The organism is Massiliimalia massiliensis (assembly GCF_900155615.1).
GTDB lineage: Bacteria > Bacillota > Clostridia > Oscillospirales > Ruminococcaceae > Massiliimalia > Massiliimalia massiliensis.
Genome location: NZ_FUHT01000003.1, coordinates 853,267 through 879,030, shown reverse-complemented (window position 1 = coordinate 879,030; position 25,764 = coordinate 853,267). Strand labels below are relative to the sequence as shown.

The 25,764-nt window shown below is 38.8% G+C and carries 26 protein-coding genes; 21 read left to right on the top strand and 5 right to left on the bottom strand.

Translation table 11 applies throughout. The features are described from left to right. The first annotated feature begins 330 nt into the window (after positions 1–330). The 4 genes from CZ360_RS08265 to CZ360_RS08250 all read left to right on the top strand — a co-directional run bounded on the left by CZ360_RS08265 (position 331) and on the right by CZ360_RS08250 (position 2,674). Complete coding sequence (locus tag CZ360_RS08265; protein WP_077533675.1) at positions 331–957, top strand: recombinase family protein; 627 nt, start codon at positions 331–333, stop codon at positions 955–957. A gap of 63 nt (positions 958–1,020) precedes the next feature. Further along, positions 1,021–1,170, top strand: a complete 150-nt coding sequence (locus tag CZ360_RS14065) for a hypothetical protein (RefSeq protein ID WP_159438186.1) — start codon at positions 1,021–1,023, stop codon at positions 1,168–1,170. A gap of 434 nt (positions 1,171–1,604) precedes the next feature. Further along, complete coding sequence (locus CZ360_RS08255) at positions 1,605–2,477, top strand: DUF2971 domain-containing protein (RefSeq protein ID WP_077533673.1); 873 nt, start codon at positions 1,605–1,607, stop codon at positions 2,475–2,477. After that, the gene (locus tag CZ360_RS08250; RefSeq protein ID WP_077533672.1) at positions 2,471–2,674 is read left to right on the top strand and encodes a hypothetical protein; all 204 of its coding nucleotides are present in this window, start codon (positions 2,471–2,473) and stop codon (positions 2,672–2,674) included. Before CZ360_RS08255 ends, CZ360_RS08250 begins: the two co-directional genes overlap by 7 nt. A gap of 153 nt (positions 2,675–2,827) precedes the next feature. On the opposite strand, the gene CZ360_RS08245 is transcribed toward CZ360_RS08250, so the two are convergent. Genes CZ360_RS08245 through CZ360_RS08235 form a run of 3 tightly spaced genes read right to left on the bottom strand, consistent with a single transcriptional unit; the run spans position 2,828 to position 6,470 of the window. Continuing rightward, positions 2,828–3,124, bottom strand: coding sequence for a hypothetical protein (locus CZ360_RS08245; RefSeq protein WP_077533671.1), 297 nt, complete (start codon positions 3,122–3,124; stop codon positions 2,828–2,830). 9 nt (positions 3,125–3,133) lie between these two features. Continuing rightward, a complete protein-coding gene (locus CZ360_RS08240; protein ID WP_077533670.1) occupies positions 3,134–4,705 on the bottom strand; it encodes a response regulator in 1,572 nt (523 codons plus the stop codon). Then, positions 4,677–6,470: a cache domain-containing sensor histidine kinase gene (locus CZ360_RS08235; protein ID WP_077533669.1), complete on the bottom strand. Its 1,794-nt coding sequence runs from the start codon at positions 6,468–6,470 to the stop codon at positions 4,677–4,679. The genes CZ360_RS08240 and CZ360_RS08235 overlap by 29 nt, the downstream gene beginning before the upstream one ends. A gap of 309 nt (positions 6,471–6,779) precedes the next feature. Between CZ360_RS08235 and CZ360_RS08225 the strand changes: the two genes are divergently transcribed. From CZ360_RS08225 to CZ360_RS08205, 5 genes are all read left to right on the top strand, one after another. Next, positions 6,780–8,123 (top strand): ABC transporter substrate-binding protein, encoded by a 1,344-nt coding sequence (locus CZ360_RS08225; RefSeq protein ID WP_077533667.1) that lies wholly within the window; start codon positions 6,780–6,782, stop codon positions 8,121–8,123. A gap of 72 nt (positions 8,124–8,195) precedes the next feature. Continuing rightward, complete coding sequence (locus CZ360_RS08220; protein WP_077533666.1) at positions 8,196–9,101, top strand: carbohydrate ABC transporter permease; 906 nt, start codon at positions 8,196–8,198, stop codon at positions 9,099–9,101. Further along, positions 9,101–9,943, top strand: coding sequence for a carbohydrate ABC transporter permease (locus tag CZ360_RS08215; protein ID WP_077533665.1), 843 nt, complete (start codon positions 9,101–9,103; stop codon positions 9,941–9,943). Before CZ360_RS08220 ends, CZ360_RS08215 begins: the two co-directional genes overlap by 1 nt. Before the next feature lie 21 nt (positions 9,944–9,964). Further along, positions 9,965–11,563, top strand: coding sequence for a hypothetical protein (locus tag CZ360_RS08210; RefSeq protein ID WP_077533664.1), 1,599 nt, complete (start codon positions 9,965–9,967; stop codon positions 11,561–11,563). Positions 11,564–11,653: 90 nt separating this feature from the next. Then, positions 11,654–12,535, top strand: a complete 882-nt coding sequence (locus CZ360_RS08205) for a D-psicose 3-epimerase (protein ID WP_077533663.1) — start codon at positions 11,654–11,656, stop codon at positions 12,533–12,535. 382 nt (positions 12,536–12,917) lie between these two features. On the opposite strand, the gene CZ360_RS08200 is transcribed toward CZ360_RS08205, so the two are convergent. Further along, positions 12,918–13,952, bottom strand: coding sequence for a tetratricopeptide repeat protein (locus tag CZ360_RS08200; RefSeq protein WP_077533662.1), 1,035 nt, complete (start codon positions 13,950–13,952; stop codon positions 12,918–12,920). A 464-nt stretch (positions 13,953–14,416) separates the two neighbouring features. Between CZ360_RS08200 and CZ360_RS08190 the strand changes: the two genes are divergently transcribed. The 7 genes from CZ360_RS08190 (at position 14,417) to CZ360_RS08160 (ending at position 20,380) form a co-directional block, all read left to right on the top strand. Beyond that, the gene (locus CZ360_RS08190) at positions 14,417–14,626 is read left to right on the top strand and encodes a hypothetical protein (protein ID WP_077533660.1); all 210 of its coding nucleotides are present in this window, start codon (positions 14,417–14,419) and stop codon (positions 14,624–14,626) included. 251 nt (positions 14,627–14,877) lie between these two features. Beyond that, positions 14,878–15,114: a hypothetical protein gene (locus tag CZ360_RS08185; RefSeq protein ID WP_077533659.1), complete on the top strand. Its 237-nt coding sequence runs from the start codon at positions 14,878–14,880 to the stop codon at positions 15,112–15,114. Between the two features lie 436 nt (positions 15,115–15,550). Further along, positions 15,551–15,775: a helix-turn-helix domain-containing protein gene (locus CZ360_RS08180; protein WP_077533658.1), complete on the top strand. Its 225-nt coding sequence runs from the start codon at positions 15,551–15,553 to the stop codon at positions 15,773–15,775. Between the two features lie 4 nt (positions 15,776–15,779). Further along, entirely contained in the window at positions 15,780–18,113 is a 2,334-nt protein-coding gene (locus CZ360_RS08175; RefSeq protein ID WP_159438184.1) for a M48 family metallopeptidase, read from the top strand. A 16-nt stretch (positions 18,114–18,129) separates the two neighbouring features. Beyond that, positions 18,130–18,912: a hypothetical protein gene (locus CZ360_RS08170; protein WP_077533656.1), complete on the top strand. Its 783-nt coding sequence runs from the start codon at positions 18,130–18,132 to the stop codon at positions 18,910–18,912. Between the two features lie 12 nt (positions 18,913–18,924). After that, positions 18,925–19,944, top strand: a complete 1,020-nt coding sequence (locus tag CZ360_RS08165) for a hypothetical protein (RefSeq protein ID WP_077533655.1) — start codon at positions 18,925–18,927, stop codon at positions 19,942–19,944. Between the two features lie 82 nt (positions 19,945–20,026). Then, positions 20,027–20,380, top strand: a complete 354-nt coding sequence (locus CZ360_RS08160; RefSeq protein WP_077533654.1) for a hypothetical protein — start codon at positions 20,027–20,029, stop codon at positions 20,378–20,380. Positions 20,381–21,068: 688 nt separating this feature from the next. Here the strand turns inward: CZ360_RS08160 and CZ360_RS08155 are convergent. Then, positions 21,069–21,473, bottom strand: coding sequence for a MerR family transcriptional regulator (locus CZ360_RS08155; RefSeq protein WP_077533653.1), 405 nt, complete (start codon positions 21,471–21,473; stop codon positions 21,069–21,071). A 161-nt stretch (positions 21,474–21,634) separates the two neighbouring features. Here CZ360_RS08155 and CZ360_RS08150 point away from each other — a divergent pair, with 161 nt between their 5' ends. From CZ360_RS08150 to CZ360_RS08130, 5 genes are read left to right on the top strand one after another with little or no spacing between them, the layout of a single operon-like run. Continuing rightward, the gene (locus CZ360_RS08150; protein ID WP_077533652.1) at positions 21,635–22,252 is read left to right on the top strand and encodes a flavodoxin family protein; all 618 of its coding nucleotides are present in this window, start codon (positions 21,635–21,637) and stop codon (positions 22,250–22,252) included. Between the two features lie 17 nt (positions 22,253–22,269). Continuing rightward, positions 22,270–23,022 carry a carboxymuconolactone decarboxylase family protein gene (locus CZ360_RS08145; protein ID WP_077533651.1) on the top strand — a complete coding sequence of 251 codons (753 nt, stop codon included), beginning with the start codon at positions 22,270–22,272 and terminating at the stop codon, positions 23,020–23,022. A gap of 15 nt (positions 23,023–23,037) precedes the next feature. Then, the gene (locus CZ360_RS08140) at positions 23,038–23,907 is read left to right on the top strand and encodes an aldo/keto reductase (RefSeq protein ID WP_077533650.1); all 870 of its coding nucleotides are present in this window, start codon (positions 23,038–23,040) and stop codon (positions 23,905–23,907) included. A gap of 21 nt (positions 23,908–23,928) precedes the next feature. Further along, positions 23,929–25,071: an iron-containing alcohol dehydrogenase gene (locus CZ360_RS08135; RefSeq protein ID WP_077533805.1), complete on the top strand. Its 1,143-nt coding sequence runs from the start codon at positions 23,929–23,931 to the stop codon at positions 25,069–25,071. Positions 25,072–25,104: 33 nt separating this feature from the next. Beyond that, the gene (locus tag CZ360_RS08130) at positions 25,105–25,752 is read left to right on the top strand and encodes a flavodoxin (protein WP_077533649.1); all 648 of its coding nucleotides are present in this window, start codon (positions 25,105–25,107) and stop codon (positions 25,750–25,752) included. Positions 25,753–25,764 lie beyond the last annotated feature (12 nt).

Genomic DNA, 25,764 nt, shown 5'->3' with positions numbered 1-25,764 from the left:
ACATTTCTATAACAAACTGGTGCAAATTCTCATTTTCTCACGGCTTTCGTTCTAAGCGTAACCGCAAAGTAAAGCCGTGAGAAATATATATTCCGCTATCAGAGTGACGTCCTAACACAGAATAGATAAACCTGTTTCAAAGATAAAATGAAACAGGTTTATCTATTTTTAAGGTAAAAAATGCGATTTTGAGCAGAAATCTGCTGATAAATTTATAAATAGAACGAAAAGCTGCTGTTTCAAACATGAAAGTTTTTAGGTTTGAAAAAAGCAGCTTTTTTAACGTCAAGTGAAACATCAAAATAATCATGTTTGAAAGGAGCGAATGTTATGATAATTCCGTATGGATATTTGAAAGATATAAACGGAGAAATCCGAATCAACAAAGAAAAAGCAAAAACAGTCCTACTGATCTATCACCTCTATCTTGAGGGACTGAGTTTGAACAGAATAGCAGCGTATCTGTTTCATGAAAAGATCGCTTCTCCATCAGGAAAAGATAAATGGACTGTTCAGGCTATTGATAATCTGTTATCCAATCAAAAATACACCCATATAGTCTCTCCTGAAATATATGTGAAAGCACAGCTTGAAAAACAAAAGAGGACAAACCAATCTTCTGATCATAAACGAAAGACCGTTCGGTACAACTCCAATGATGTACTGAGCGGTCTTTTAGTTTGCGGGGAGTGCGGAAAAAATTACCGGCGCATTACAAGAAAAGACGGCAATATTGTATGGCGATGTGCGGACAGAGTGGATAACGGAAGACAGGCAACCTGCCAAAATATTTATACTATTTCAGAAAACGAAATAAAGAACATCATATGTAATTACCTTGAAATAGAAAAATTTGACGATGTAACGGTAAAGAATTACCTTGAGCGTATTGAAATAAGTTGTGATGAAATTATTTTAATACCTAAATTAGAACATATCTTCGACATTCATCTGTAATATCTATCAAACCCCATAAAAATATGCTATAATATAAAAAATAACTTTGTGGACGGATACAATATGGATGAACAAAGACGAGCAGAGGTGCTATGGGCATATTCCATTACACATGAAAGAATTTTAGAGAGGTTAGTGAAAAAAGAGCGTATTTCTCAGGAGAGGGCAGATGCGATATTGGATATGCTTATAGATACCATGAACGAAGAGTAAATAGAGAAACACAGTCGATCCAAGGTCTTCAAAAAGAAATCGAGTCTTTTCTCCATCCGGTAATTGATAGTGAAGATTTTGTCTTGTTAACTGACCTGGCAAGGACTGAAAACAATGAAGACGGATATAGCCACTTGGTCAAGCGAATCAATCTTCCCTCTTTCACTTTAACAGCAAAGAAATGGATTATACAGACAAATGCTATAGGTATAATTTCCAAACAAGGAAATAACGGCGGTACACTTGCGCATCCTGATATTGCTTTTGATTTTCAAGTATGGATGAGTCCTGAGAAACGGCACGAGGTTGTAAAAAGATTAAGAAGATAATTAGAGTGAATGGTAAAAATAAATTCATGTATATCAAAAAATGATATTTATAAAATTGTAATTTTAGTGGATATTTTTTAATAGGAATCTTTGAAGAATGAAACGATGGAGAATATGGTCACTTTTCTTGATTTAATTAAAGATATAGAGTTTCGTAAGTTTAGTAGCAATAGATTATCGGTAGGAACAGGAGATTTTGACTATTTTTTCCCAGATATATTACCGCCATTGTATAAATATACTCGGATTGAAGATTATGTAATTGATAATATAATTAACAATCAAATATCTGCGACTCGAATTGGAGAATTTAATGATTTATTTGATGGAGCCTTTCATCAATATGGCACATTAAAAGAGAGAGGAGATTTTGCACAAAAAGAATGGAAAAAAATAGAGAAGCAGCAAATATCGGCTAAACTTCCTGAAATGTTAGAAGAAGATTATTGTGTTGACATATGGAAAAAACATTTAAAAGAAGAATCTCGTCTAAAATTTAGGGAACTAGATTATCTTAATACTTTTGTTTGTTGCTTTTCGACTCAAAATAATTCTACGCTCATGTGGTCCCACTATGCAGCATCTAATACCGGAATATGCATTGAATATAATTTTAATTTATTGGGTGAAGAATCTATAATACGCCATTCTATTTTCCCCGTTGCATATTCAGATTTGCCAGTCAATTTACAAGATTTACTGGATGATACAAATCATAAAGTTTTCAAATATTCGTTAGATTCAGCTGTATTGTGTGCGGCACTCAACAAAGCAAATGCATGGAAATATGAGCAAGAATGGCGCATAGTATTGGTGCTTGCGCCATTAAATCAGAATGGAAAATGGATGTCGTTATGCGCTCCTGATCCATCCAGTGTAATATTTGGATATCATTTTTTAAAGCCATTTTTTTATTATAATGATAACAAATTAAGTGGTAATGCAAAAGAAAGTATTAAGAAGACAAAAAATTGTTAGAGTATTTAGAAAAAAATAAGATTCCAGTTGCTATTATGCGACCAATGATTGGTAAATATGAACTTGTTCCGCAACCTATAGCTATTCAAAGTCTAATAGACTTAATTAATCAAAATTTTAATCATGACGAACCGGAAGATATGCGTTATTATTATGTAATTCACGATCAATTAATGGAGCTTTTAGATAATGAATAAAATTAAAGTCACTTGGCTTATTCTCTAAAGTTGTAAGTGAAACTTTTTCTACTAGCGTTTATTTAAATTTGATTTTTAGATGCGTAAGTTCAAGTCCCACAGACCAAAAACGTATGGTATCTTTTTTAGTCCCTCTTTACAGCCCTACAGTGATCAATTTGCATACCGTAGGGTTTCTTTTTTTATACGAAATAAACGATCAATTTTATTGAATAATGATAATATAAAGTAAGGAGTAACGAAACAGAGGTCACTCCATTTTTCAGCATTCATACGGGCTTTATGGGGTGAATTTTTAAAAATCTGTTTACCATGGATGTCGGGGATCAAAAACTGAATCACATAGAATGCAAACGGAGCTTCAGCCTGAAAAATCAGACTGAAGCTCCGTTTGCTCATTTTCTGAAGTTTTTCTTTCCCTGTATCGTTGTTTTGAAATAACTTTTTCATTTTATTCGCTTATTGATGATTTGAAATACTCGTAAGATATGTCTGCCGATATTCTGTCGGGGTATACCCCGTTAATTTTTTGAAAGCATGGCTAAAATATTGCGGTTGATTAAATCCAACTTTATGCGCAATGACACTGTTTTTTATCTGACTCTGCTTCATCAGTTCAATCGCATGCTTAATTCTGATTTGTGTCAAAATTTCAGTAAAATTATTCCCAGTTATACTTGGGATCAGAGAACTCAGGTAACCTGGAGATAAAAATACCACTTTTGCAACATCATTTAAGCTTATGTTTGAAGCATAGTTATCCTCTATATATTGCAGAATACGATCGATGATGATTTGTTTATCTGTGTGTTTTTTCACAGAAATATACTCGCTTAAATCCAAAAAAACAGAGAGGAACACACCTTTTAAGTTATCCATATTTTCACTGGATATAATCGCTTGAAAATTAGCATGACGTTCTAAGAATAACGCCATTTGCCGCTTATTTTCACTAAAGATGTGTTTTGCACATAATGTAACCAGTATTAAAATTGAACTTTTAATGAATGAGCGATTTCGACCGAGATTTTGGATCATTTGTTCAAATAAATCACCAATTTTCTCTGTGAAATGAACACCATAGGAATATTGTAATAGGTCAAAAAGTGATTGTTGTATATCAAGTATTTGATAATAATCCGGAAAATCGTCATCTTCTTCACCGGCAGCAAAATGAACGCTGTTAAACCCACTAAAAAAACGATTGCTAAGAGATTTTTTGGCCTGCAGATATCCTTCCTGCATATTCTGATGTCCTGATATTGGCTCGCTGATTCCAATTGAAACAGATATCTTAAGAATATCTTGAATCCGCTGTTGCAGAACTATAAAATAATCATATATCGAATTTTTCCATTCTTCTATGCCACAGGAAATAGAAATAACAGCTACAATCTGATCATAGTTCATTTTTAAAAAATAGAAATTATCTCCAACATTTAGATCAATACACACAGAAAGTAACCCCTGTATATATTGCGGAGTGCAATACGCCTCACCATCCGGTTCTAAAACAGCGATGCAGTAAGGATTTTGGTATTTCTGAAGTATAGAATATACAGAACTATCGGGGCTCATTTCGTTGTTAAGCCTGCCTTCTAACAAATTTCGCAAGACACCTTCTTTTTCATATTGTTTTCTCTCTTTTTCATTTTGATTCCGAAGTGCAGCACTGATTTTCAGAATAATTTGAGCGAGTTCTTGGTAGTGGATTGGTTTAAGCATAAAGGCATCCGCTCCAAAATTCACCGCATTTTTCGCATACTCAAATTCACGATGTCCGGTCATTATAATAAAATGAATATCTGGATTTCGTTCTTTAATGTATTTTAGGAATGTAAGACCGTCAATCCCTGGCATAACAATATCGGAAATGATCAAATTTGGATGATATGTCAAGCAAATTTCTACAGCTTCAAGCGCATTGGCAACAATTCCGCATAATTCACACCCCATTTGTTCCCAGTCGTAAGCCGTACGCATATTATTCCTAATTCCTTCTTCATCTTCGATAATCAATATCTTCATCATTTTTTTCTTCTCCTTGCATAATTTCTAACGGAATTTTAATGGTTACAACTGTCCCATGAAAAGGCTGGCTGTTAATAGTAAAACCATATTTTTCTCCATAAAGTATTTTTATACGATGTTGAATATTTTGTAATGCAATATGGTGCCCCTTTGATTCTTCTGCAGAGGAAACCTGTTCTATTTGTTCAGTCCCCATACCCACACCATTATCTTTAATTGTTATAATTAGGTTTTTCTGCTCTTGCACTGCACTGATGTCAACTATTCCAGATTTAGTTTGACCGCTCAGTCCGTGAACAATAGAATTTTCAATAAAAGGTTGGAGAATCAATTTGGGGATTTTAGCTTGTAATAGTTCTTGTGGAAAATGGCAATCAATATGAATCCTTCCCTGATATTTATTATCAATGATATAAGCATAGTGTTGAATATATGTTCTTTCATCTTCTAAGCAACTGACATGATCTCCTTTCCGCTCAAGGTCTTTCTCAAGCATATAACTTAGGCTATAGATCATGTTACACACATCCTCAGCCTCATATTGTGAGGCAGTCCAACTGATTAACTGTAGTGTATTAAAAAGAAAATGTGGATTAATTTGAGCTTGCAAATTTTCCAACTGCAGGTCCTTCAGCAGAAGTTGTTCCTGGTATTCTTTGGCAATTAGTTCATCTAGATTTCTGGACATTTGATTAAAACTCTGCCCTAAAAAACTAATTTCAATGATTCTGGATTTGGTCGTCCATTGTGTTTTTAAGTTTCCCTCCTGCACTTGTTTCATGCCGAAAACTAAATTTACAATCGGTTTTGTAACCACAAAGGAACCAAGTCTGGCACCCCAAATGCCGAGAAGGACAATGAGAAATGCAATAAAATATGAGAAATATATAATTTGATTGATTTCTTTGTATAAGACATCTCTTTCTATTTCCACTTGTACAACCCAGTTTCGATATGGATATTTTGTAATTTTATCTTTCAGAAAGTGATAACTGATAACCTTGTTTTTATACTGGTAAAGTCCGGAAGATTTTTCCAATTTTTCTATCGAATAATTAGGAAGTAGCGTTCCAAGAAGGCTGCTGTTTTTCGCCCCTAAAATTGTATTTTGTTCGCTTACAATGATTAAATTTGATATGTCAAATTTTTCCTCCTTACTGGATGTATATACCTTATCATATAAATAGTTTGGCGAGAATCTTAAAACGATGAATCCAGTGACTTGATATGTATTAGTATCATATATCAATCGGACTGTGTCTAAGCAATCTAGTTTCTGATTATATCCCAGCCAGCATAACTGTAGGGGATAATTGATTGCCTGTTTGTATTCTGCGCTCGAAAAAGGATTGTCAATTTTTGACTTGAGCTTTCCGTAAGAATAAAATCTGGAGTCTTCTTTTCCGTAGATTTCAATGGAATCTATGTAGTAATAATCAGTAGAACTAAAATATTGAGAAATAATCATTTCAAATTGTTGTTTGGCTTCTTTATCAGAAAGATCTCTTTTTAGAAAATTCCATATCAATGGTTCCTTAATGAGATTTGTCGTTTTAAAATCGATTTCGGTTAATGTATCTGCAATATTTGCAGCTATTTGATTGGCAATATTGTTTGCATATCCCTGTGTTTGTTGTTCAAATAAAGATAAATATTTGCGTGTGGGGAATATTAAAAAAGTTGCAACTGATAATATAATCAGACTGGTAACACCCAGCGTTAAATACCATCTAAGTGTGATTTTAAATCTCGAAAACGGTCTCACTGCCTATCACAATCCTTTCTTATATTTTATTGTAACGGTCAAGTCTCCAAAAATCAAATACAATATATTGGAAAAAATTTACATTGTTGAAAATTTTAAATTTTTATTTGCAGTTGAAACTATTATTTCTGACTTTTTTTATAAATCTGAAAATTTTATACATTAAAAACATAAATAAACAGACTTGAAATAATTATATTTCATTAATATAATTATCATAGAAATTAGATGATTTTTAGCGAAATCATCTAATAGGTAGAGATCTGTACCGTATATGCATAATCAAGTTTAATAATAGGAGGTAGTTCAATGAAATTAAAATCAATTTTGGCTGCGTTTTTGGTTACAGTAACTACAGTCAGCTGTTTTACTGCCTGCGGCGATAATAATGATTCTTCCACATCAAATGGAGAAAAAACGACCGGAGAACAAATCACGATAAATTGGATGGACGGACGTAGTACTCAAGATTATCAAATAGAAGCTGTAGAAAATTATCTTGTGAAACCGTTCGAAGAAGCAAACCCTAACATTGATGTTAACTTTATCCCCACCCCTGATATTACACAGGTATTGAAAATTCAACTGGCAGCCGGTGAGGGGCCTGACTTAATGACATTAGAGGGACCGTCTTCGGTTGGAAATTTCAGCGATAGACTTGTTGATATGACAGAATATGTTGAAAAATATCATTGGGATGAGATTATGTTTGATTGGGCGTTAGAGGCCTGCAAAGTAGATGGCAAATATATGAGTATTCCAAACTGGTATGAAGCAATTATCATGTGGCATAATAATGACATAATGAAAGAGCATGGATGGGAAGTGCCAAAAACAGTTAACGAATTAGAAACCATGTGTCAAGAGGCGCAAGATGCAGGCTTAATCCCGATTTGCTATCATACCGGAGGCTTTATAATGGGAAATGACTGGGCATTGTCTTTATGGTATAGCAATTATTGTGGTCGAGACAGGGTTAAACAATTACTTACAGGAGAAGCAAAATATACAGATGAAGATTTTGTTGCAGCAATAGAAATGTATAACGATTGGTGGCAGAGAGGTTATATTGGCGAGAAACAGACTCATGCAATTTCTAATGAAGATTCACAGTCATTGTATTATAGCGGTAAGAGTCCGATTTTCTTCCATACTACTGCTATGATTGGACAAATGAAGCAAAACTGCACATTTGATTATGGTATGGATTACTACCCTAAATTTAATGATAATTTAGAGTCTGCAGTTGTGCCCATTGCATGCGCAGGATCTTTAGCAATCAACATTATTTCTGAAGTGAAAGATGAATGTGCACAGTACATTGATTATGTCTATCGTGATACCAAAAATATGGCCAAGGGTGTTGAGGCAGGCTTGTCCCCCTTCTGCACAAATATCCCGACTGAAGATTTTTCGGAAGATGTTGACCCTATGATATTACAAATGAAAGATATCTTTGCTGAATTGGAAGAAAATCCTGAAATGGTAGGATATTGCCAGTGGACTTTTTGGCCAACAGCAACACACGAGTATCAAATCAATAATATAGAAAAAGTATTTTTAGGGCAGATGACTGTTCAGGAATTCTCTGAAGAATCCCAAAAGGTTCTTGATCAGGATATTGCGGCTGGTCTTGTTCCAACTATTCCGTAATATAAACTATGATATGCGTTTGCTTCTAGCCGGACATTATGTCCGGCTAGAAACTTAAAAGGAGTGAATAATATGCGGAACAGATCATCAGGATATAAAAAACCTATACCGTTTTTACGAAAATATATAGGGCTTATTTTTATCCTTCCCGCACTACTATTACATTTATGCGTTGTTATGATTCCATCTGCTTCGACTTTTGTGATGTCATTTTATGATTGGAATGGCTTAAAATCTCCAACGTTTATTGGATTAAATAATTTTATAGAAATTTTCACAGAAGATAAGGTTGTTTGGGTTGCATTTAAAAATAATTTAATTTGGATGCTTATTTTTTTAATCGTTCCATTAATTGTCGGTTTGTTTGTGGCTACCTTGGTAGTTCGATTGAAGCACGGACAAATGTTTTATAGAACCGCGATTTTTATGCCCTATGTACTGTCTGCTGTCATTGCGGCGAAATTGTGGGAATCTATTGTCAATCCTTATTATGGAATTCCTATCATTTTTAAATCCCTAGGATTTGATTCATTATCACAAATTTTGTGGTTGGGAGATCCTAACATTGCGTTATTCACAGTGGCTTTTGTAGACAACTGGCACTGGTGGGGATTTGTAATGGTGCTTTTTGTGGCGGCTCTCCATCAGGTCGATGAGGATTTGTATGAAGCGGTGAGGATTGAAGGGGCTACCAAGATTCAAGAATTTTGGTATGTTACATTGCCTGGAATTAAGCCTACTTTTGTTTTTATCATTTCGATGTCAATCATGTGGAGTTTTACAACATTTGATTATATTTGGGCTATGACACAAGGCGGACCAGGTCAGGCAACAGAGATTTTATCATCTTGGATTTATAAAAATTCGTTTACTATGTTCCGTTCTGGCTATGCCAGTGCGCTTTGTGTGATACAAAGTGCCTTAGTATTAATTGCTTTCATAGTAATGAGAATTCTGGGGAAAGGAGCGGAGGAATAGTGAAAAAAAGCTATATAGAAAAGCAAAAACGAACAAATCCTATGGTACATATTTTTTTGATTCTTATAACTGCTTTTCAGATTTTTCCGTTGATTATGCTGTTTATAAACAGCTTGCGAACAGATAAGGAAATTAAAAATTTCCCAATAGGAATCCCCACCTCACTTGACTTTTCAAACTATATTGAAACTTGGCAAAAGGGTGGATATACTTCCGCTTTTATTAGTTCGTTCTCTATTGGATTTACTTGTGTATTGGTAATTTTAGTCTTTGGGGGATTAGCTTCCTATGCGCTAGCAAAATTATATGTTCCTTTCAAGAGCTTTTTTCTGGGTTATTTTACCTTAGGGATGAGCATACCCGGATTTCTGTTTATTACCCCCAATTATACCGTATTTACAAAACTAGGCATTGTAAATACCAGATTATCAATGATAATAATTTATTCGGCGATATTTCTTTCTTTCAATCTCTTGTTATTGAGGACTTACCTAATTGGAATTCCAAAAGAATTGGAAGAGGCCGGGAAAATTGATGGATGCAGTGAAGTAAGCGTAGTATGGTATGTAACAATGCCAATTGCTCGCCCGATTTTTTCCACTGTGGCGCTGTTGGTTTTTGTACAGTGTTGGAATGAATTTTTGTGGGCAAATACTTATCTGTCAACAGATGATGTCCGCACAGTATCCACACGATTTTATAAATTTGTTTCTCAATACTCTATGGATCTAGCCAGTGTTTTTACCGCCGGAGCCATCGCTATAGGTCCGATCATTATTTTATATATTGCTTTGCAAAAAAAATTTATAGAAGGAATGACTTCAGGTGCCGTTAAAGGCTAATGATGTTGGGAGGAAATGTTTATGAATTTTCCAAAATATGTTATGACAAATGCGAATGACTTAGATATGGCTATTCGGGAAGCTAAAAGCCCTATGTGTGAGTGGTATGATCCTAAACATGATGATTTACCTTACTTTGAAAATATTGTTACCGGAAATCGGTTCGGAAATTATCATCACACAAGCTGGAGTTGTGGACACTGTCCTGGAAGATGGGCGGAAAGTTTGTTTTTTTCTCAGTTTGTAACAGGAATGGAATTAGATCCTACTGTATTTCAAAAGTTAAAAAAATGGGTTTTCAAAGTATACGATAATCAAATTCATTTGCCGGCAAACATTGACTTAGACACTTTTGAATTGAAAAAAGAAGTCGATCTCTGCAACTTACGTGAATCATTTTTTGGATTGACGGTCGTCTATCTTTATGATCATGACGTTCGTGCGCTTGCAATAGCAGAAGACGTCATTATGACGGTAGAAAAATATTTTGATTTCGAAAACGGAAAATGGGATTCATTTGCTTATGAGAAAGCAACCGGCGCCAAAAGTGTAGGCCTTTTTACCGGAGATTTAGAACAGACACGTTTTTGCAATACGTTTGGAAGATTTATCGGTGGATTGATCAGATATTATCAAATTAGTTACAGCTCTGCTGCTTTAACTCTTGCTTGTAAGTTGGCTGATATCGCATTAAAAACTGTTGTTCTAGAGGATGGCTCTTTTGATCCCAATCGAACTGCCATGCATCCTTATTCTACAACATCGATGTTGTCTGGTATTGCCCTATTAGCGGATATCACTGGTGACATGCTGCTGTTTAAACGGTTAAAAGCATTTATGGAAAATGGATTTTATCAAATTGCGATCGACACCGGTTGGGTAACCGAAAACTTAAATCGCACAAATTTGGTAGGAGAAATCAATGATAGCTGTGACTTGTTAGAAGTTTGCCTGTTTTTGGGGAAAGCCGGTTTTTCTGAATACTATGAACGGGCAGAACAAATGTTGCGAGGACATATCCTGCCATCTCAATTATTAGATCCTTGCTTTATTTCAGATGAATATAATGATGATGATTCTAAAAGTTACATGGCGAGAAGGGTAAAAGGTTCATTTGGTTTCCCGACACCATACAGCCATGAAGATGAACCAGGCAGTGAAATTTCTTATAATTGGGATATTATCGGTGGAGTTAGCGGACTTTGCTGGTCTAAATGTTACCAAACAACGGAAGACAATAATATTTACAGCATCAACTTGTTATTTGACTATGAAAATCAAGAAATCAAATTTGTCAGTCCATATCAACACAATGACATTCTGTCTGTTAAATTGAGAGTAAAGAAAAACCTACGAATCAGACTCAGCAGACGAATGGATCGCAAACAGCTCGAAAAAGAGTTACAAGAATCAGGAATTGCTTTTTGCATTTTAGGCGATTGGCTGTATTTAAACCATCTTGCAGTAGGACATACCTATTCTTTTCGACTGCCTTTGATTGAGGAAGATAAAGAATACAAATTTAAAGATCATAAGTTGATTTTCCAGTGGAAAGGCGACTCCGTTATAGCGGCTTCTTCTCAGGGCAAAAGATTATGCTTTTTTCAAGAAATATCTTGATGAAAAGACCTGCTGATAGTCTGCCTCCGGATCAAGGGATCAGGCTGTCAGCAGAAATTTATAAATTACATAATAGCGGAGGAAATTATAATGAAATATGGGATTTACAATGCGTACTGGGAAAAAGAGTGGGTCTCAGATTATAAATACTATATTGAAAAAGTGAAAAAATTAGGCTTTGATATATTGGAAATTTCTTGTGCCACACTGCAAAATGACAGCCTAACAGACCATCAGTTGCTCGAAATTAAAAAATGCGCGGAAGATAATGGCATTATTTTGACAGCCGGATATGGCCCGACTAAAAAGCAAAATGTGTCTTCACCTGATCAACATATTAGAAAACAAGCGATAATATTTTTCACAAATTTAATTTCGAAGTTAAATTTAATGAATATTAAATTTTTAGGCGGGGGACTTTATACCTATTGGCCAATGGATATGAGTATGCCCAGAAATAAACAGGCTGACGTAGAACACGCTGTAAAGAGTATGCAGATATTGTCCAAAGTTGCAGAGGAAAATGATGTGACCTTAGGGATGGAAGTGTTGAATCGCTATGAGTCATATATGATCAATACCTGCACGGAAGCAATTGATTTTGTTGATGCAGTAGGCAGCTCACATGTAAAAATCATGTTAGATACTTTCCATATGAATATTGAAGAGGATAATATGGGAGCGGCTATCCGACTGGCCGGAAATAAATTAGGTCATCTCCATATCGGAGAACAGAATAGAAAAGTTCCAGGAAAAGGGACACTGCCGTGGGCAGAAATAGGTCAAGCGCTTCGAGATATTAATTACCAACACGATATAGTGATGGAACCTTTTGTTATGAGTGGTGGAACAATAGGTTCTGATATCAGGGTATGGAGAGACCTGATGATAAATCCTACAGAAGAACAACTTGACCAAGATGCAAAAGGGGCATTGCAATTTATACATCATGTTTTTGAACGTGAAGATTAAATCCAGTATTTAAGCTACTTTTCCAGGTTTGCTCATTTTTATAAAAATGGGACATCAAAAAGTAAAATTAAGAAAATCGCAATGCAAAAATAAAAAAGTGACCAAATCTGAACCCCTAATTCTCATTTTTCTTCTGAATCACAGGGTAACAATTCCGTCACCCTAGCCCAAACCTACGGGAGCGGTATGCACACCGTAGGTTTTCTTTTTATGCAAAATGATAAATCAACTTTATTAAATAATTGTAATATAAAGTAAGGAGTGACAAAATAGATGTCACTCCATTTTTTCAGTATTCATGCGAAGTTGCACGACACAAATATCTCCCGGAGTCTTTTCATGAAAAGACTCCGGGAGATATTTGTTAATATATGTATGATTTTTAAAATTGTAGATCATCGAGTTCACAGTCCCATTTTCTTTGGTAATCCGATGTTTCCTTATCAAGATCAGTTTGTGCTTGTACCAATAATTCTTTGGTAGACCGAATGAGCTCAATTACAAAATGATCCCTTTTCCGCCTTTTATAGAAGTTCACAAGTGCAAGAGATAGTAGTTCGTGTGCCTTTTCTGTATTTTTGTATGTACCGATACCATCAAGATAGCATTTCCCCACTCGGAATTGTGCATCAGCAATGAAAACGGAATCCCTATCATTTTTTTGACAGCAACCCAAGGCTCTCTGATAGAGCATAAAAGCATAATCTTCATTTTGATCTACGCCGTAACCATTCAGATACATATCACCCAATTTATACAAACAGTTTGCATCATCATGGAGTAATGCGCCGAGAGAAAAATATTGATATGCCTTCTTGTAGTCAATATCCTGATGTTGTCCGTAATAGGGACCATACCCGCAGTTGCGGATCGCTGAAATCAGGCCTGCATCAGCCGCTATTTGATAAAGTTCATACGCTTTTTGATGGTTCTGCTCCACAACCTTTCCGGTATCATAAAGCTCACCGAGATCCAAGGCGGCTTCCGGCATATCGTGTTCTATACAAAGCTCATAACACTCTACAGCTTTTCTGGCAATTCTCTCATTGGAATCATCATCGTGACAGTATGCCCATTCATAAACTTCTTCCCAGTCTTCGATTCCAATGGAGTAATTCACTTCATCCAGATCATCTTGGATGTCATCGTTTCTATAGTACGGAGGGAGTGGCGGCTGATTTTCATATTCTTCAGCTGTAGCTTCTCGTACAATATGTTTTGTCCATTCGACCGGATATGGTGCTTCTTCCGCCGTATATTCTGAACAGAATTTTACAATTCCTATTCTCAGTGCATTTTGATTTCCAAATGGTACCATCACATAAGAACCAGACTTTATCTCTCCAGTATCGCTGATATAAGAATAGACGGTTTCCATTCCTTTCACCTGAATGCCGCAATACCAATATCTATTCATGATATTTCCCCCTTTATAGTATCATTACAATTACATTTTACTCTTTTCTAAAGATCGGGTAAAGCCTTTTAGATCATAATAAAATCTTTATATTTTATTTGAGAAAATCGGATTGATTTGACGCTTTCACTTAGATATAATAAAAACAGAGAAAAATTTTGATGGGTAAAGATGAAAAATGGTTTTTAACTATAAAGGTGTAAAATATATCCCTGATGAAAGAGGAATAGCCGAAAAGGTAAAGTGCCCTTTAACAGATGAGTGGGAGCAGGACATTGACTGCATGGAAAATCAATCTGTCATTGACAGTGCTATTCCGGAACGATTTAAGAAAAAGGAAAACTGGAAAGTAATATGCGAAAGGTGTCCGTTTCGGAATTATTAAATTGTGCTTTGGATATTTAAAACAATCCTATGTACTATAAAATATTCAATAAAGAAAGTGAAGTATAAAAGGTAAGAAAATGAAGATCAGATGGACCGGAGAAACAGAGTTTCTCATGCTGACAAAAAACAAAATATATCATGTTATTTCTGTAGAGCAAGGATGGTACAGAATCATCGATGATTCCGGAGAAGACTACCTGTACCCTCCTGAAAAATTTGAAGTAATCCAAAAAGCAAATGAACCGCTCTCACAAGAAAGCGGTCCGCAACAGGAAAAAATCAAATAATTTGCTAAAACATGTGAAGAAATACAACAAGATGAAATTTGAGGTGTAATTATGTACTTGCCACCAAGTGAAATGAAAATCCTTAAATTTATGCGAAAGGAATGGGATGAGATATAAGAAGGTTTGGAAAGCCTTATAAATGAATTCTGAAAGAACATACATTGGATATTTAAAACAAGCCACTATTTTAATATAAAAGCATATAGGAAAACTACGGCGACGGATCACATACAAAATGAGGTGTATCATTTATGCTGCGCTTAAGAAAAATAAATCTGAAAAATAATATCATTGAGGCAGATATGTATTACGAGGATTTGGAAAAACCAGATCATATTAAAGTTGATGTTCGCACTCAAGAAATTATAGAATTGGAAAATGCAGATTTTTATGAATTCAGAACTGCTCCCGGTCACGCTCGTCAGGCACTCATAAAAATTGCCAAAAGCGGAAAAATTCCCGAAGAAAAGTTAATTATGTGGTACTGAAATTACATTTAGGTTAGAAATTGAAAACCTAAAAAATGATGACGGGAATCTACACCACTTCTGTCAATGAATCTACAATCGATGAAGCTCCGATGGCATATAAATCGCTGAACGATATCCTCCACACGATCGGCGATGCGGTAGATATCATTGAAGTATTAAAACCTATTTACAATTTTAAGTCTTCGCATTGATAAAAGAGACTCGTTTTTTGATAAAATATTCGAAGAATGGGTCTTGTTTTATGCGCTAAGTCTCGATAAAATACTGTTTCATCTTCTGTCTTTTTGTTTCATACACCATTTCAGATGTCTGTAAATCCAAAACATAATATTTAAAAATTTTCTTTAATTTTTCAAGATTATCTTGTGTTTTATAAGCGAAATTGATATAATAAAGTTGCGAGATTTTATTATAGAAAGGGGGATCCTATAGAATGGCTGTCAGCTATAATAAACTCTGGAAAATGCTGATAGACAAAAGGTTGAGCAAGACCGAACTGACCCGCCTTGCAGGGATCACCACAAATGCCATGGCAAAGCTTGGACGAAATGAAGACGTCCGAGTAAAAACACTTGAAAAACTTTGCACGTCTCTGGATTGTAAGTTAGATGATATTATGGAGTTTGTGCCGGACCAAAAATCTGAGAAAAGGAAATGAGCGTATGACATATCATTCAGTCCTCTATCTTCACGAATTGGATAGGAAGGCTTTTGAGGCAATGAATTCCTTTCCGAAATTTGTCAAGCTGCGTGAGGCATACATCGCGAATGTAGATGAAAAATCAGCCAAAATCGATTTGCTTTCCTCTGCGATTCGAATCAGTGACAAGCAGTTTTCTGAAATTTACAGGCTTCTGCCCCCTATTTGTAGTAAACTTGACATAGCTATGCCCGAGATTTACTATTTGAAGTCAAAAGAATTAAATGCTTTTACCGGAGGAAACACCTCCCCTTTTATCTGTGTGACATCAAGATTAACTCATGAATTATCGTTAGATATGATAAGCAGTGTACTGGCACACGAATGCGGCCACATTGCCTGTAAACATTACCTGTATCATTCGATGGCTGCACAGTTAATAAACGGCATTGAAAAAAGTCCATTGTCAAGGATTCCGGCAGTACGCAAATATTTGACACCGACTCTCGTTCGTGCTTTATTGTTTTGGGACAGGTGCAGTGAACTTTCAGCAGACAGAGCTGCTGTTCTTTGTGACGGCAGCGCAGAAAAAACCATTGATCTTCTTTTAAAACTTCACGGGTATCAACATGTGAATCGCGATGAGTTTCTACGACAGGCTATGGATTTAAAAGCGTTCGTTAACGATTCAAAATCCAATAAACTGATGGAATTCATGCTGGTACAGGATGAAACGCATCCCAGACTTGCTACACGTGCCTATGAATGTTACGAGTGGTCAAAATCACAGCAGTTTACCGAGATTTTGAACGGCACCTACACACTTGAAGATTTGGAAAGAGCACAGACAAAATCCGAAGAACAAGAAGTGATATCTGCCGACGTTTCCGTTACTGTCAGCGATTCTGATCAGGATGTAAATCTGGATAAAATCAATCATACTTTACATAAAGTCAATGCGCAACTTGATCGCTATACCAATAAAGCAGACAGAGCGGATTATGCGCTGGCGGTCACAAGTGGCATCCTTGCCGGCATTTTGGATAGCTTGTTTGTAGGAGAATTCTCGCTTGAACGCGCTAATCAATGGGGCAATGAACAAGCAGAAATATTAGTAGTCAAAGTTGCAAAATTGCAGGGTTATACTGGTACAGACCCTGCAAAGGCTGTAAAGCATTTGGAAGATATGTTTCCCATTGCGGCAGATAAGGCAACAAGTACTTTTGGCGGAGGGCTACAGCATCATCTTCGTGATTTCTCTCATCATCCAACCCTTATAGGATTGATATGCTCAATTTTAACACAATTTACAAAAAAGGTTTACGGAACTGATGTTACAGGCAAATTCATACCGGTGCCGCTTGGTGAGGATGGGCTTGCCCTCGTCGGCAAGAATTTTCCGGAGAAAATTATGTTTGGCGTTATAAACTGGGTATTCCATATGGTCAGCGATGTTGCTGGCTCTTCTGGTTCCATTATGAAAGGCAGCTTTGGAACAGGTCTTCCAGGACCGTTAGTTTCCTTCCTTAAGGAACTTTCTGCACTTCCTGTGTTTCAAAAGCAAAATCCAAAAGGATACAAAGAGCTTTCTGTCTATATTTCCAAATTGTTCAATGGAACATTACTAGGGAAAAAAGATACAAACGGTAACTTGATTCCACTCAAATTTGACCTGCGTACTGAGATGGGCGTTGCCATGCAAATCGGTCAGCAGGCTATTCCGGTACTTATTAATGAGTGTATTGTCAGAGCTTTTTTCCTTCTACGGCGGCTCCTGCATGAGTTATCCGGAGCAAATATTCAGAGTTGGAGCGACCTACACAAAATGAACTGGAACAAAGTCCTTCCCTTTCATAACAGGACAGTTGACCGTATGCTGACTATCTCAAGTATGACTTTCACAATCGCCGATACCGCTGATGCCGCTATTCACGCCGCCATTGAATCAGGCGCAAATTGGGTTTTGTTTTCAGGCAGATTTGTTACCCGTTTTAATTATGTAGGAGCAGGCAGAGCCGCACTGGCAATCGTAAAAGAGATTTCAAACGAAAAGAAAGAAACACAACTGATTCATGAAAAAATGATTCTTTCCGAAGCTAAGACAACAATTTTTTTAAACAAGCTTCAAGAATTTAAAGCACAGCTCCAAGAAAAGGTTTCAACCTATCTTGCGGAAGATATTTCTGCTTTTATGAATGGATTTGATGAGATTCACCACGGACTGGATTCCGATAATTCCGATCTGATCATTCACGGAAATATTACGATCCAGAAGATTCTCGGCAGAGAACCGCAATTTACAAATCAAAAAGAATTTGACGAGCTGATGGAGTCAGAAACTCCTCTAAGGTTTTAGAGACGGAGGTCAAACCATGCCAATGACAGATTTTAGAAACGAACTGAAAAAATCTTTGCACACAGCATCCGATACTGTTCGAGACAAAGTGAAAGACATCAACACCGCCGAAACGAAAGAGCATCTTCAGAATATCGCTGAGAAAGTAAAGGATAAGTTTGCAGAGACTAGCGGTAAGGCCACCAAACAAATGAAAGAATTCTTTCAAAAAAAAGACTATACGGGGGGAAAAAACGGGCAAGATCACTTTGCCCTCTCTGTGAGAAATGCTTTAAAAATCATCTATTATCTCATGGCCGCTGACGGCGAGATCTTTCACGGTGAAGAAGAAAAGTTTGACGCTATCGGCAAGGAACTCGATCCGAATTTTGAACAGGTAAAGGCTGATATTATCAGTGAATGTAAGATCAGCCTTGAACTTATGGCAAGCAAAGAGTCATATATAGCCGCCTTACGTTCTGGTATTGACAGCGCTATCATTCATTCTCATGGAACAGATGAAGCTATCATCACCCCAAAGCTGCTGGTGTGGGATTTACTGACTGTTGCTTACAGCGACGAAAGTTACAATCAAGCGGAACAGGATTTGATCAATTATGTTGTAGAAAAATGCAATGTCGATCAAGCGATCTATTTGGAAATGCAGAGCAGCATTTTAACGGTATTGGACTTAGAAAAAGAACTCGTTTGGATCAAAACTACCAACAGACCTTATTTAACTATCGAGGCTCATGTAAATGAAATCAATGAGCGTAAAAAGACAATCATGGACAGCGTCATGGCGCTGATTTCACTGTAGGAGGTGTTTTTTATGCCATTACCCGTTTTATTTATCGGCATCGGGGTCGCTGCCGCAACAGGAGGCTTGGGAATCGGTAAGGGAGTAAAAGCCGGTGTGGATTATCACACAGCAAAGCAAGTCAATGAAACCGCAAATGAACTGATTGAATCTTCTACCGAGCAGCTAAATGCTCAAAGACTCGCCTGCAGCGTTTCGCTTCAAAAATTAGGAGAAGAAAAACTATTCGTTCTGAATCATACCATTAACGAATTCCTGGAAACTTTCACCAAAATCAAAAATGTAGATTTTCAGAATTCCGAAGGATTAGACGAACTCAAGAAACTCCATATTGACAATCAAGAATTTGTGAAGTTAAAAGCCATGGTTCATTTTGCCGGTTCGCTTGCGGGCGGCACTGCTGCCGGAACAGCCGGCGGAGCTTTGGTGGCATTCGGCGCTTATGGGGCAGCTCAGGCATTAGCCTGCGCATCTACCGGAACAGCAATTTCAACCTTGAGCGGCGCGGCGGCAACCAATGCCACACTTGCCTTTTTCGGCGGTGGTTCTATAGCGGCAGGAGGACTGGGAATAGCAGGTGGTACCGCCGTGCTTGGCGGTCTAGTCGCCGGTCCCGCTTTGATGGTTATGGGGCTTGTTGCCGGTTACGCTGCAAAAAAAGAACTTGAAAGAGCATATACCAATCATTCCGAAGCACAGCAAATTGCTTCCCAGCTTGAAACAGCTTCCTTACAATGTGAAACCATTCGCAGAAGAACCTACCTGTTTTACAATTTGTTGGCTCGCCTTGATTCCTGCTTTTTGCCGCTCATCTTTAAAATAGAAGATATCTTCAAGACAGAAGGCGACGATTATCGCAAATATAGTGATGAATCAAAAAAAGCAGTTGCTTCCGCCGCAAGTGTAGCAATCACCATTAAATCTGTTTTGGATACACCGCTTTTGACCGATGACGGTCTGCTGACGGAGGAATCCGATAAAACGAAATCCGACATAGAGAGTTTTTTAAAAAATATGAAAACTAATGTTTAACTTCAAACCGATTTCCTGCTGTTTTAATATTCAAAGTATGCGGCTTTGAAATCAAAAACTGTCAAAAGAAGGTGAAGTGAATATGAATATTGTTCGCGCTAAAGAGATGATCACATCTTTGGCAGACGGAATCAACCCTGTGACCGGCGAGGTCCTTTCTGAAAAAGACAGCTGCAATCAGATTGAAGTCGTGCGAGCCCTATATACGATACTGAATTATATTGATACACATTCTGCTGATAGTAAAAGAAAGGTCGAAAATTCCGGAAAGCTCTGGACGCCAGAAGAAGAGGAAGAACTTTGCCATAGATTTCAATCGGGGTACACAAACAAGGAAATTTGTGCTTACTTTAAAAGATCTACAGAATCCATCGCTTCAAGATTAGTTCGTTTGGGACAGATTTCCAGTAGAGATGAATTTAGAAAAAGAAAATGATGATATATCATTTTCATGCAAAATTTGAAAATAGTTATATCCACTTTCCTGATTCTCATTTGATTTTTAAGCAAACCCAGATCGAAATTTGGAACTCAAAAAATGAGACATCCAAATTTCGTCCTCTGTTTTATGTTATAATCCCAGTATTAAAGCTACTTTTCCAGGTTTGCTCATTTTTATAAAAATGGGACATCAAAAAGTAAAATTAAGAAAATCGCAATGCAAAAATAAAAAAGTGACCAAATCTGAACCCCTAATTCTCATTTTTCTTCTGAATCACAGGGTAACAATTCCGTCACCCTAGCCCAACTGAATCCCGGTTATAATTCGAACCAAAAAGTTCGGATTATAACCGGGATTTTTTGCCGTCGTTAAATCCTTGTTAGGCGGATAATGCTTTTATAAAAACACGAAAATAGAACGTTACCTGATTCGAACTGATTTGTCAGACAGGCTTTTCACTCCTTTCTGTGTCATAAAAGTTTTTTCAGACGAAGGAAACAATGGAACAGAGGACGATATTTGGAACTCAAAATGAGATTTCCAGATTTCGTCCTCTGTTTTTATATCGTAACGCGTATTATTATTTGTTTGAAGATGATGTCAAAATATAAAAATTAAAAAACCGTAATGCCAAGGCAAAGAATCATCGCATAAATAACACAGATGGAAAAGCAAAGCCTTTTTAAACTTTCTTTCCCTGAATTAGATTGCTTACATAAGGTCGTTTTCCCGAAAGCACCTCATCATAGAAATTCTGCTTCCATTCGATATAGGCAACGCTGTCCTCTAACTCTTTGATAGATGCGCGCAGGGATTCCTGCTTTTTTGCCAGCATTTCTTTACGCTTAGTAATCGTCTCAGCTCCCTGCAAACACAAAGCAAGGTATTCTTTCATTTCCTGAATACTCATTCCACATTTTTTTAAACAGGTGAGATCTTTGATCCATTTCACATCATGTTCATCAAAAATTCGCCTGTTGTTGCTATCGCGTTTTACATTAGGAACCAACCCCTCGTTACAATAAAATTTCAAAGTCTGATAGGTCATGTCAAGTTCCCGGCAGACCTGCATCATCGTATAAATCATGTCATTCTCCTCATTTATTCATAAAAAATTTTTAATTTTTTTCTAAAAGCCTCTTGACCGGTAGTAACAACCGGAAAATATAATCGATAATATAAACCGGTTATGATGATCGGATTATAACATAAAAAGCGCCAAAATACAATGAAGGGATATGATGATGAATGAGGGTATTGCTTGTGAATGGTAGTTCCCGGAAAAAAGGCTGCACCAGTACGGCCCTGTATGAAGTAGAACGAGCCTTACAGGAAGAAGAAATTGAAACGGAACAGCTTTTTATCGGCAACGAGGTCCTGCCGGATTGTATTGCCTGCCGCAAATGTAAAGAAACTGGAAGCTGTATCTTCCACGATGTTGTTAATGCGTTTGTGGAAAAGGCAAAATCTGCGGATGGCTTTGTATTTGGCTCGCCAGTATATTTTGCTCATCCCAGCGGCCGGCTGCTCACCTTTATGGACCGGGCCTTTTACTCTGGCGGCGGTGCTTTCGCTTTCAAACCGGCTGCCGCTGTGTTAAGTGCAAGGCGTGCCGGTACAACCGCTTCCTTTGATGTCATCAACAAATACTTTACCATCTGTTCCATGCCGGTGGTTTCCTCTACCTACTGGAACCATGTCTACGGCCAGCAGCCGCAAGAGGTTCAGATGGATAAAGAGGGATTGATGACCATGTATAACATTGGGAAAAACATGGCATGGATGCTGAAATGTATCGACTTAGGGAAGCGGCATGGCTTGCATCATCCGGAAAACCAAAAAATCTTAACCAATTTCATGCGATAGGTAAAGGGGTGTTTGAAATGGACAGAGATACACAGAAAAAAGCACAGGACATCTTCCGCGAAAGCCGGAAACGGCTGGTACAGACCGATCCGGAATTTCTGGAAATCGCCGAGAATTTCGCACAGGGCGAGGCTGTACAGGCCGGTAAATTAACCGAGAAGGAGCGTATGCTGTGCATTCTTTCCGCCATGTTGGGCTGCCAGGGTATCGGAGAATTTCGGAATCTCCTTCACGCGGCTTTGGACACGGGGATCGATCCCGTTGCCGTCAAAGAACTTCTGTATCAGGCGGCTGCTTACCTGGGGATCGGCCGGGTTCATGATTTTCTGCTTGCTGCAAACGAAATCATGGAGCAGCATGGCATCCCGCTTCCCCTTACACCACAGGGTACCACTGATAGAAATACCCGGTTTGAGCAAGGGCTGGCCAAGCAGGTGGCACTGTTCGGGGAAGGAATGGCAAAGCGCCAGACGGATGCACCGCCCCTGCGCCGCAACATCAACCGATGGCTGGCGGACAACTGCTTTGGCGACTACTACACCCGCACCGGTCTGAATGATCAGGAACGGGAGATGATTACCTTCTGTTTTCTTCTGGCGCAGGGCGGTTGTGAAAACCAGCTTCGGGGTCATACGGCAGGAAATTTTGGCGTGGGCAACGGAAAAGAAAAGCTTTACAGCGTTGTGGAGCAGTGTATGCCATATATCGGATATCCTCGTTCTCTAAACGCAATGATGGTCATTGACGAGATCGCTGCAAAAGCAGAATAAAGAGGAGGAATCATTATGCAAACTGTCACATTACAAAACGGACTGAAAATGCCCATGGAAGGCTTTGGCGTTTTCCAAGTCCGCGACAAGGAAGAATGCAAACGTTCTGTGCTGGACGCGATTCGGGCAGGCTACCGGTTAATTGATACCGCTGCCTCCTATACCAACGAGGACGCTGTGGGAGAAGCGGTACGGGAGGCCATCGCAGAAGGAATCTGCACCAGAGAGGAGCTGTTTATCACCTCCAAAATGTGGGTGCAGGATATGCAGAATTATGAAACGGCTGAGGCTGCCATCGACGCTTCGTTGGAAAAGACAGGACTTGATTACCTGGATTTGTATCTGCTACATCAGGCAATGAAGGACTATTTCAGCGCATGGCGGGCAATGGAGGATGCCTGCCGGGAAGGAAAACTGAAAGCAATCGGTGTGTCTAACTTCTATCCCCATGTCCTCACCAATTTCTGTGAAACGGTGGAAATCTGTCCCATGGTGAATCAGGTAGAACTTCATCCCTACTTCACCCAGGAGACGGCGTTGGAAACCATGAAGCGTTACCGGGTTGTTCCGGAAGCGTGGGCTCCGCTGGGCGGCGGCCGGTACCGGCCTTTTGAGGATGAAATGCTGGGGAAGATTGCAGAGAACCACGGCAAGACCATTGGACAGGTCATCCTCCGCTGGAATGTCCAACGGGGTGTGGCAGTCATTCCGAAATCCACCCACAAAGAGCGTATTGAAGAAAATATTAACATCTGGGATTTCACCCTTACGGATGAGGAAATGCAGCAGATTGCTTCTCTGGATCAGGGATATATTGGCACTGCCGTAAAACATTTCGAGCCTGAGTTTGTCCGCATGTGCAACAATCGAAAAATCCACGACTAACTGTGAAGAGGCGAATATATGATGAAAAATTTTACTTATACCTATCCCACTCACGTCTACTTTGGAGAGAACGCTGCCCAAAAGGCATTGAACACGGAACTTCATGCCAGCAAGACCGTCATGCTGGCCTACGGCGGCGGTTCGGTAAAGAAAAATGGGATTTACGATGAAATTATGACCATTCTGAGGGAACTGGGAAAAAGGGTCGTGGATTTCTCCGGAATCATGCCCAACCCTACGTATGCAAAAGTACAGGAAGGCGCGGCGCTGGCGAGAAAAGAGCAGACGGATACCATTCTTGCAGTCGGCGGCGGTTCAGTCATTGACTGCTGCAAAATCATTGCGGCGCAGGCGAAAACCAAAGAGGATATCTGGAACATGGAATTTGTCCAGCACAAATTCCCTACAGATGCGATCCCCCTTGGCGCTGTTGTCACCGCTTCCGGGACAGGAGCTGAGATGAACGGCGGGGCAGTCATCACCAATGAGGAATTGCAAATCAAGACCGGCGTTATGGCGGCAGCTCCTAAATTTGCAGTGCTGAACCCGGCTTATACCATGTCCGTTCCAACCATGCAGGTGATCTCCGGAGCATTTGATACCTTGAGCCATGCGATGGAGACGTATTTCGGCCAGTCGGATGCAGATCATGTGTCAGACGATGTGGCGCTGGCAGTCATGCGGAACACTGTTGTGAATATGCGCCGTTTGCTTGCCAGTCAAAATGATCTTCAGGCCCGCGGCAATTTGATGTGGGACTCCGCTATGGCGGAAAATGGAATTTTGAAGGTTGGCCGTTTGACGGATTTTCAGGCACACCAGATTGAGCATCAGCTTGGCGCTTATACCGATTGCAGCCACGGACAGGGATTGGCGGTGATCCATCCGGCCTACTACCGCCATATTGTGAAGGATGCACAAGAGAAATTCACCCGCTTTGCCAGAGAAGTGTTCGGGATGGACACTTCCGAAGCCGGTGTTGAGGCGTTGGCAGTCTTGATCAAAGAGTGCGGTTTGCCTACAAAGCTGGGAGAGCTGAAATCAAGAGTAGAGATCACACCGGAGATACTGCGGAAAGTGGCGGACACCAGCAATATCATAAAAAGCGGTCCCCGTGAGCTCAGCCGGGATGAAATTTACGAAATTCTTTGCGAATGCCTGTGAGGTAACGCCGAAATAAAAGAAAGTGAGAAACCTATGATGTTCAAAAAAATTCTTAGCCTAATAATGGCCGCCATGATGACCTTTTCCCTTTCTGCCTGCGGGCGGACGCCAGCCGGCAGTAATAGTACCGAGTCGCGGAAGCCGGTGTCCTCTGAAGGTGATGCTTCTTCCTCTGTTCAAAGCGAAACCCTGGAAACAGCAGACGGCAGCACATTGGTTGTGTACTTCTCCTGGTCTGGAAACACTGAAGAAATGGCTTCCTATATTGCTGAGCAGGTTGGCGGCGACCTGTATGAGATCATTCCCGAAGTGCCTTACCCGGAGGATTATAACGAAACAGGCGATATTGCAAAGGCAGAACGAGACGAAAATAACCGCCCAACGATTGCCAATCTACCGGATTCTATCGAACAGTACGATACCATTGTGGTGGGTTACCCTATCTGGTGGCACACCGCTCCCATGATTATCGGCACTTTCCTGGAGAGCTATGATCTGGCCGGCAAGGAGATTTATCCGTTTACCCAGTCGGCTTCTATGGATACGGAGCAATTTGATAACTCCATTGAATTCGTCAGAGAGAACGCCGATGGCGCTGATGTACATGACGGCTTGTTTGCAAGACCCTCGGATACTGCTGCGATTGATGCTTATCTCTCCGAAAACGGATTAAGCCAATAAAAAACAATGTAT

What these genes read in the sequence shown, in the direction of transcription:
- CZ360_RS08165 (WP_077533655.1), top strand. Translation starts at nt 18,925, where the DNA reads ATGCCATTACCCGTTTTATTTATCGGCATCGGGGTCGCTGCCGCAACA.
- CZ360_RS08150 (WP_077533652.1), top strand. Translation starts at nt 21,635, where the DNA reads ATGAGGGTATTGCTTGTGAATGGTAGTTCCCGGAAAAAAGGCTGCACC.
- CZ360_RS08130 (WP_077533649.1), top strand. Translation starts at nt 25,105, where the DNA reads ATGATGTTCAAAAAAATTCTTAGCCTAATAATGGCCGCCATGATGACC.
- CZ360_RS08190 (WP_077533660.1), top strand. Translation starts at nt 14,417, where the DNA reads ATGAAGATCAGATGGACCGGAGAAACAGAGTTTCTCATGCTGACAAAA.
- CZ360_RS08220 (WP_077533666.1), top strand. Translation starts at nt 8,196, where the DNA reads ATGCGGAACAGATCATCAGGATATAAAAAACCTATACCGTTTTTACGA.
- CZ360_RS08255 (WP_077533673.1), top strand. Translation starts at nt 1,605, where the DNA reads ATGGAGAATATGGTCACTTTTCTTGATTTAATTAAAGATATAGAGTTT.
- CZ360_RS08240 (WP_077533670.1), bottom strand. Translation starts at nt 4,705, where the DNA reads ATGATGAAGATATTGATTATCGAAGATGAAGAAGGAATTAGGAATAAT.
- CZ360_RS08145 (WP_077533651.1), top strand. Translation starts at nt 22,270, where the DNA reads ATGGACAGAGATACACAGAAAAAAGCACAGGACATCTTCCGCGAAAGC.
- CZ360_RS08185 (WP_077533659.1), top strand. Translation starts at nt 14,878, where the DNA reads ATGCTGCGCTTAAGAAAAATAAATCTGAAAAATAATATCATTGAGGCA.
- CZ360_RS08210 (WP_077533664.1), top strand. Translation starts at nt 9,965, where the DNA reads ATGAATTTTCCAAAATATGTTATGACAAATGCGAATGACTTAGATATG.
- CZ360_RS08245 (WP_077533671.1), bottom strand. Translation starts at nt 3,124, where the DNA reads ATGAAAAAGTTATTTCAAAACAACGATACAGGGAAAGAAAAACTTCAG.
- CZ360_RS08170 (WP_077533656.1), top strand. Translation starts at nt 18,130, where the DNA reads ATGCCAATGACAGATTTTAGAAACGAACTGAAAAAATCTTTGCACACA.
- CZ360_RS08225 (WP_077533667.1), top strand. Translation starts at nt 6,780, where the DNA reads ATGAAATTAAAATCAATTTTGGCTGCGTTTTTGGTTACAGTAACTACA.
- CZ360_RS08175 (WP_159438184.1), top strand. Translation starts at nt 15,780, where the DNA reads ATGACATATCATTCAGTCCTCTATCTTCACGAATTGGATAGGAAGGCT.
- CZ360_RS14065 (WP_159438186.1), top strand. Translation starts at nt 1,021, where the DNA reads ATGGATGAACAAAGACGAGCAGAGGTGCTATGGGCATATTCCATTACA.
- CZ360_RS08140 (WP_077533650.1), top strand. Translation starts at nt 23,038, where the DNA reads ATGCAAACTGTCACATTACAAAACGGACTGAAAATGCCCATGGAAGGC.
- CZ360_RS08265 (WP_077533675.1), top strand. Translation starts at nt 331, where the DNA reads ATGATAATTCCGTATGGATATTTGAAAGATATAAACGGAGAAATCCGA.
- CZ360_RS08155 (WP_077533653.1), bottom strand. Translation starts at nt 21,473, where the DNA reads ATGATTTATACGATGATGCAGGTCTGCCGGGAACTTGACATGACCTAT.
- CZ360_RS08180 (WP_077533658.1), top strand. Translation starts at nt 15,551, where the DNA reads ATGGCTGTCAGCTATAATAAACTCTGGAAAATGCTGATAGACAAAAGG.
- CZ360_RS08160 (WP_077533654.1), top strand. Translation starts at nt 20,027, where the DNA reads ATGAATATTGTTCGCGCTAAAGAGATGATCACATCTTTGGCAGACGGA.
- CZ360_RS08135 (WP_077533805.1), top strand. Translation starts at nt 23,929, where the DNA reads ATGAAAAATTTTACTTATACCTATCCCACTCACGTCTACTTTGGAGAG.
- CZ360_RS08200 (WP_077533662.1), bottom strand. Translation starts at nt 13,952, where the DNA reads ATGAATAGATATTGGTATTGCGGCATTCAGGTGAAAGGAATGGAAACC.
- CZ360_RS08205 (WP_077533663.1), top strand. Translation starts at nt 11,654, where the DNA reads ATGAAATATGGGATTTACAATGCGTACTGGGAAAAAGAGTGGGTCTCA.